This is a genomic window from Tritonibacter sp. SIMBA_163, from assembly GCF_046535935.1.
GTDB classification, from domain to species: Bacteria; Pseudomonadota; Alphaproteobacteria; order Rhodobacterales; family Rhodobacteraceae; genus Epibacterium; species Epibacterium scottomollicae.
Genome location: NZ_JAWJBP010000106.1, coordinates 1 through 502 on the forward strand (window position 1 = coordinate 1; position 502 = coordinate 502).

Here is a 502-nt window from a genome sequence, read left to right on the forward strand (position 1 = left end):
TTAGAGATTCTTAAAATTCCAGAAATCTTAGCCTTAGAGGGGCAAGAAATTACTAACGGCTCTCTTGATTGGTGGTGGCAATTTATAGAGGGAGAAATTATTAGTAATTCTAGTCATGTCAGGACAGTCAAGCGACATCTGGGAGTTACTTTGAGCAATAAAGGCGTAAACGGAACGCCGATCCGAAATCTCCAGAAGCTATTAAAGAAAATTGGCATGAAGCTGACCCAACCTGATAAAGGGAAACGCTACGGGCACAATCGCGATCGCGATCGGAAATATCAGTTAGAGCGGGTCAGCACGCATCAAGATGCCATCTTCCGGCATTGGGAAGCACAATTGTCTTGCCCCGCTGTCGAAATTGCAGCGTAGATCCCACGACTTTATTAATAACTATATGGAGGATTCAAATCATGGGACATAACTATTTAGAAAATATCCACAAAGATTACAAGCCTGTGGCTCAAGCTATTGAACAGGAAGGATTCAGAGTAATTCCCAG

The 502-nt window shown here is 42.8% G+C and carries 1 protein-coding gene; it reads left to right on the forward strand.

Going from position 1 to position 502, the window contains the following annotated elements; translation table 11 throughout:
• Nucleotides 1–372: hypothetical protein (locus R0J92_RS21630; RefSeq protein ID WP_411053146.1), on the forward strand; the 372-nt coding region annotated here is incomplete at its 5' end.
• Between the last annotated feature and the right edge of the window lie 130 nt (nt 373–502).